The organism is Mucilaginibacter sp. P4_E8, from assembly GCF_056401495.1.
In genome coordinates this window covers 1-5,967 of record NZ_JBFUJG010000213.1, presented here as the reverse complement: position 1 = coordinate 5,967, position 5,967 = coordinate 1, and the positions used below count along the sequence as shown (strand labels likewise).

At 34.5% G+C, this 5,967-nt stretch carries 7 protein-coding genes; 6 read left to right on the top strand and 1 reads right to left on the bottom strand.

Annotated elements, in window-relative coordinates:
- The 4 genes from AC1DRQ_RS28880 to AC1DRQ_RS28865 form a co-directional block, all read left to right on the top strand.
- Positions 1-250, top strand: a 250-nt coding sequence (locus tag AC1DRQ_RS28880) for a hypothetical protein (protein WP_477429197.1), incomplete at its 5' end; no start/stop codon positions are given.
- A gap of 1 nt (position 251) precedes the next feature.
- Positions 252-1,424, top strand: coding sequence for a hypothetical protein (locus AC1DRQ_RS28875; protein ID WP_477429195.1), 1,173 nt, complete (start codon positions 252-254; stop codon positions 1,422-1,424).
- Between the two features lie 510 nt (positions 1,425-1,934).
- The gene (locus tag AC1DRQ_RS28870; RefSeq protein WP_477429193.1) at positions 1,935-2,558 is read left to right on the top strand and encodes a DUF4304 domain-containing protein; all 624 of its coding nucleotides are present in this window, start codon (positions 1,935-1,937) and stop codon (positions 2,556-2,558) included.
- Positions 2,559-2,744: 186 nt separating this feature from the next.
- Entirely contained in the window at positions 2,745-3,203 is a 459-nt protein-coding gene (locus tag AC1DRQ_RS28865; protein WP_477429191.1) for a JAB domain-containing protein, read from the top strand.
- A 305-nt stretch (positions 3,204-3,508) separates the two neighbouring features.
- Here AC1DRQ_RS28865 and AC1DRQ_RS28860 read toward each other — a convergent pair whose 3' ends face one another.
- Positions 3,509-3,820 carry a hypothetical protein gene (locus AC1DRQ_RS28860; protein WP_429398913.1) on the bottom strand — a complete coding sequence of 104 codons (312 nt, stop codon included), beginning with the start codon at positions 3,818-3,820 and terminating at the stop codon, positions 3,509-3,511.
- 510 nt (positions 3,821-4,330) lie between these two features.
- Here AC1DRQ_RS28860 and AC1DRQ_RS28855 point away from each other — a divergent pair.
- Both AC1DRQ_RS28855 and AC1DRQ_RS28850 read left to right on the top strand, forming a co-directional pair.
- Positions 4,331-5,032: a ferritin-like domain-containing protein gene (locus AC1DRQ_RS28855; protein WP_477429188.1), complete on the top strand. Its 702-nt coding sequence runs from the start codon at positions 4,331-4,333 to the stop codon at positions 5,030-5,032.
- A gap of 11 nt (positions 5,033-5,043) precedes the next feature.
- Positions 5,044-5,901 carry a ferritin-like domain-containing protein gene (locus AC1DRQ_RS28850; protein ID WP_477429186.1) on the top strand — a complete coding sequence of 286 codons (858 nt, stop codon included), beginning with the start codon at positions 5,044-5,046 and terminating at the stop codon, positions 5,899-5,901.
- Positions 5,902-5,967: the final 66 nt, after the last annotated feature.

Genomic DNA, 5,967 nt, shown 5'->3' with positions numbered 1-5,967 from the left:
ATTTTCAAGTAATGTGGCGGGAAATCAAAGTCTAGATGCTAATTTTAAAAATATTGCTAAGCTTAATCAGAATATCAAATGGGATAACTCTCACAGTTTTCAGTTAGAGTATGATCTTAGCAGCCCGTTAAATCTCTTTTATAAAACGTATGATTTAAATATACAATCCAGCTTAGTTGGCGGCATAGATATTATCCTAGATAAAAAAAGTGAACAAGGACAGGATGGTATGATTTATACATCAAAATGACATGAAAATTCTAATAGTCTTTGTTTTGATTTTTTTTTCATGTGGTTACAACCAACATAAATATATATCCAAAGGAAAATATGCTAATGCCTTAGATACAACAAAGAATTTAATTAACTGGTACGATTTCTACGTAAAATCATCTTCAAAGAAAAAAATTGAACTAATTGAGATTGACAATCCGGTAGATATTGGTAATAAATCTTATTTTGAATTTCAAGATGTAGTCGACTACTATAAGAAAAATTATACTTCAAAAGAATTAGATGATTTTATAAAGGTTAATCAGGAAAGAACATTGCTTCTTAACAGAACATTAGAAATTAGAAACACATTATATTTAGTAGAACCGAAATCAGCTCCAGAGAATTTCAAGAAAGAAAGTATAGAACAAAACTACTTATTTTATTATTATAATAAATCTTTATGTTATTTTGGTAATGATATCCTTAGCAACGTTGCATGCGTTGAAAAGTTAGAAAAAACCATTTTAATAGATTTGTATAGCGCCAATAGTTCAATTGAGAATTTAATTTTTTCTAACCATTATAATTCGAGAGAGAATGATAGTACATTGGTTCCTGAGGGAATGAAAAAATTAGTATCAGAAGCTCTTAGACGATCGGAGTCCTCATTAAGCGCGACGAATTATGAAAAGGTAAAACACTTCTCAATATCTTATGAAAAGAGTAATACAACACTTTGGGTCAGAACTGCTGGAAGTACTATTTATATTTCACCATTTATAGTTAGAGCTGCGTTTTTATATACTATCAATAATGATGTAAAAAATGCTTTTGATTATTTCTATTCACGAAAAGACAATTTGGAATCTTTATTGAAAGGGCAAAGAACTATTGCAGATATAAGGGATGTAAATAATATAATTATTAATCGATTCATGCGATCATTTTATTTTATTTTGGGGCATGAACTTGCACATGTTTATCTTGAAAATAGGTCAAGCGATATTTTAACGGAAAAACTTTGTGATTGCTACTCCTACAAAAATCTTGAAAACAAAAATTTGGGTGTTTATACAACAGTTTTACAAAGTGCAATTCAAAATGGATATGCAGGCCTTTGGGGGGTAACTAGTGTTGGCGATTTTCAGCAAAGATTTAGTTATTTAAAGACTTTAGAATCTGATATATCAAATATGAATTGTAAATAATATTTATAAATCGAATCTTATATCTCGACAAATTATTTAGTGGGTTGTTACGTTGTTGGGCGTGAAAAAACGTCAATTTTACATAAAGGTTCATTTAAAGACAGTAGACAGATATAGCATTTAAACCTTCATCAACCACTTTCTTTTTTCCTATTTTTATAACAATCTTACTTATATAAGGGTACTTATAAAATCTCTCAAAAAATAGGAAAGTGTTACTTACAAGTCTTACCTTATAATAAGTCAAGGTAAAAAGTCATTAACCCAATCAAACAACGATTTCTGGCATTTAATGGATTTGCTACACTTGATATTAAGGGTGTTAATAACCCTCTTTTTTGAAAAAGTGTAGCAATAGATTAATTAATTTTAAGATTTTAATTACCACAATAAAACATACTTTCTCAATTTCGTGAATCGAAACTGATAGCTGCACATTTCTAAAATATCCTGTATAGGTATATAGAAAGTAAATTTAAAATGTGCTACTTTCGAATGCACAACAACCTTATGAAATCATCATCGGAACTCAAATTTGACATCATCGTTAAAGATGTCTTTCATTCAACTCTAAAACCACTTGGATATAAAAAACGAGGTAACAACTTCTACATTGAAACGAATGGCATAGGAAAGATTATAAACCTCCAAAAGAGCACTTTCAATTCCAAGGATCATATATCATTTACGATTAATACCGGCGTATTCTCTCCTGAATACTGGCAACACTATTATAACTTTCATGATAAGCCTATTCCTGCCTTTCCTACTGAACCAGAGTGCATATTAAGACGTCGAATCGGAAGGCTCTTAAATACAAGAGATACTTGGTATGAGATAAAAGAAAACACAGATATTGGGGAAGCAAAATCGATACAGGATTACAACCTCAATTCGGTCATCTTGCCGTACTTCAACAACATCAATTCAGACGAAGGTATATTACGAGAAATTGATAAAGGTAATGCATTATCACTTTCTCCGGTTGCTAAACTATTTATGTTAGGGAAGTTAAAGCGCTATAAAGAATTCAACCTTGAATATAAGCAGCTTTTAAACAGAACAACTATGAATAGCCTAGAAGGACCGATAAAGGAAATAGCTAATAGGTTTAATATTGAAGTAGGTGAATAGAAAGGAAGATTGAGATAATAATTATTCAGCAAATTTAAGTGGGAGTCTGGAATACAAGGCAAGGAATTTCCGGCATAAACACAATCCTACACACTACCTTACATTTATTCCGTTCCTCCTTGCATTTAATTCAGCCTTGCACTTGTTGGGGCACCATAATTATTTATTCACTTAACAATTAAGATTATGGAAATGCAAAACATGCTTCAATGTGCAGAAATTCAGTTGACCTACAGGCCAGTTATTAAGGCTCAACATAGACTCAAAGTTGAAACGGGTAGACAAGCTTATGAGTTACTATTATCGTCCTGGGATAAAGGTAATATCGAGTTTATAGAACAATTTAAGTTGATGTTACTAAGCAGGTCGAATAAAGTACTTGGTATTTATACAGTGAGTACGGGTGGAATGGCAGGTTGCTTTGTAGATGTAAAGCTGGTGTTTGCGTCAGCGTTATTAAGTTGTGCTCATTATGTGATTTTAGCACATAACCATCCCTCAGGAAACTTACAGCCAAGCGAGTTAGATTTAAGTATGACGAGACGAATTAAAGATGCTGGAAGGGTCTTAGATATTCAAGTATTGGATCATATTATAGTAACAACAGATGGTTACTATTCATTTGCAGATGAAGGTATCTTATAAAAGCAAATCATTATATTAGCAATACAGTTCATTAATTTATTTACAAGGTTACTCTGTTTGTACATAGTTTGCACACAAGAACAATTAAGATGAAAATATGGCTTTTGGAACAAATGGAGAGGGATTTGGGGATTGCTTGTAAGGCAGATGCTCTGAACCAGCTGAGCTAAACTCCCTTGCTTTTGGGTCTGCAAATATAGAAGTTCTAATCTATTCCTCAAAAAAATATTTTCATTTTATATTAAGCTACTGACAATTAGGCGATTGAATTTTTTCAATTGTTTATTAACCACTTTTTGAGCGCTTTACATGGCTATATTCTGACCCGGGCGTGGGTCTTCGGGTAGTATTTCCATCCTGGGGTAGTTAATATAATTAGCATACCATTTAATAGCATTAACCAAGTCAATAGCATCTTCGGCTACAATGTCAATGGTTTCAAATGCAAACAGTTTATTATTTGCATATCCATATAGTTGCAGTTCGTTATCATCCGGACTAAACCTTTCTTTATCAAGGCAAAACACTCTCACTTTCAATCGGGTATCTCTCGAATGAATAACATCCCGGCAGGGATTTTTAGGGTCAGTAGCCAATAAATAAATATTATGGTCCATAAAAACAACAACAATCTTATTGATGTATGGTTTCCTTGAGCTATCATTTATATTAATTTCTGTTGTTAAAAATTAAACAGAGTAAATAATCACCTCATGTTGGGAAGTATTTTCTACAGCACATTGATTATCAGCAATTAAAATCCCGCTTTAAGCGCTTAATTACATTCATTTAGCAATTGGCATTGCATTTGAATTAAACTTATTACCCTTCTCAAAGGGTTGTTTTTCATAGGTAGATGTAGGGCCGAAACACTGCGAGAGTTTTTCGGCCTTTTTTTGTCTAAAAATCCCCCCGTAACCATTATCATTTTATTGTGATCCAAATATTCATTTTCTGCTCACCTCAATAACTTTTTTACCAAAAATAAATTTAGGTAAATTAACCCGCGAGAAAATTACTCCCATTAAGAGTGAATTAATTATTCGTATTCAAAATCTGGCGTATTTAATTAGGCGTATATCATTTACAAAACAAAACTAATTGAAACACTTTTAAAAACTTATCTTATGAAAACAGAATCACAAGAAAGCATATTAAATGCAAATATGGCCCGAAGGTCGTTTTTGCGGTATGCCGGGGTTGGAGTTGCATCAGTGGGCTTATTAGCTACTGCAGCCTGCCACAAGGACCACAAGATCATGCCTACATCAACCTGGATAGACCTTGGTGCTAAAAGCGACTTCGCCATTTTAAATTATGCATACGCATTAGAACAACTCGAAGCCGCATTTTATTTACAGGTTGCAGCCACTCCTTATAGTGGTATAAGCGCGGCAGAAACTGCTTTGTTAACTGATATTCGGGATCATGAGGTTTTACACCGTGAATTTTTTAAAGCAGCCTTAGGAGCAAAGGCCATTCCTGATTTAACACCTGATTTTTCGTCTATTGACTTTACCAGCCGTGCAAAGGTACTGGCAGCAGCAAAAGCATTTGAAGACACAGGTGTTACCGCTTATGATGGGGCAGGATACCTTATTGAAAGTCCTGATTATTTGTTAATAGCAGGAAAAATTGTTTCTGTAGAAGCTCGTCACGCGGCATTGATCAGCAATCTGATCACTCCAGGATCTTTCGCCGGACCCGATGTGATCGACCCTACTAATAGTTTAAACAAATCCGCAACTATCGCAGAGGTTCTTAAGATTGCCAACGGTTTCTTAAAAACTAAAGTTAGTGCATCAAATTATGGTTACGTACCAGCTTAAACCCCATCGCCATGAATTTACTAAACATAATAGAAGAAATCGAAAACATTGATCCGGAAGTTTACGGCAAGCTAAGTCAGCGTCGTGATGTGATCAAAAATATAACCAGCTTTGGTTCAAAAGTGGCTATTGCCGCATTACCATTTGCTGTAGGTACCATGTTTAAAAAAGCTTATGCCGCTGATTCAACAGCGCCATCTGTAATTGATGTATTAAACTATGCGCTTACTTTAGAGTACCTTGAGTCTGCTTTTTACAATGCAGGTGCAGCCAAAGGTACAGCTTTAATACCTGCAGCCGCGGCTACCAACTATTTTAATCAGGTAACAACAGATGAAAACAATCATGTTACATTTTTAAAATCGGTAATTGGTTCACTTGGCGGAACTCCCGTATCTCCACCAGAAATTGATTTAACAGCAGGTAACGGAAGCGGAAACGGACCATTTAAAGATGTATTAACAAATTACAATACATTTCTTGCTGTTGCCCAGGTATTTGAAGACACTGGTGTAAGGGCATATAAAGGTCAGGCTGGCTTTTTGTTAAAAAACCAGGTTGTATTAACAGCTGCACTATCAATTCATGCAGTTGAAGCGCGCCATGCTTCTGCTATCCGCCAAATCCGGTCACAAAAACCATGGATTATCAGTACCGCAAGTTTAGGTAATGATACAGGTTTAGCGCTTGTAAATGGCAATTATGATGGGGAGCAGAATATAACTCAAGGTGGTGTGGATGTTACTAAACTGAAAAGTGTAACTGGCAGCACCACTTCGGTAGCCATAGCTACCGCGGCGTTTGACGAGGCACTAAGCAGCGATCAGGTTCTTGCCTTATTACAGGGAAGCTTTTTAGTTAAAAACTAACTTTCAATTTGCAGCGTTTATAAAACCGGGAGCATATTTGCTGCCCGGTTTTATGCGTTTAAAATT

Bases quoted from the DNA above. Each gene is read 5' to 3' on its own strand.
- AC1DRQ_RS28875 (WP_477429195.1), top strand. From the start codon at position 252: ATGAAAATTCTAATAGTCTTTGTTTTGATTTTTTTTTCATGTGGTTAC.
- AC1DRQ_RS28870 (WP_477429193.1), top strand. From the start codon at position 1,935: ATGAAATCATCATCGGAACTCAAATTTGACATCATCGTTAAAGATGTC.
- AC1DRQ_RS28865 (WP_477429191.1), top strand. From the start codon at position 2,745: ATGGAAATGCAAAACATGCTTCAATGTGCAGAAATTCAGTTGACCTAC.
- AC1DRQ_RS28860 (WP_429398913.1), bottom strand. From the start codon at position 3,820: ATGGACCATAATATTTATTTATTGGCTACTGACCCTAAAAATCCCTGC.
- AC1DRQ_RS28855 (WP_477429188.1), top strand. From the start codon at position 4,331: ATGAAAACAGAATCACAAGAAAGCATATTAAATGCAAATATGGCCCGA.
- AC1DRQ_RS28850 (WP_477429186.1), top strand. From the start codon at position 5,044: ATGAATTTACTAAACATAATAGAAGAAATCGAAAACATTGATCCGGAA.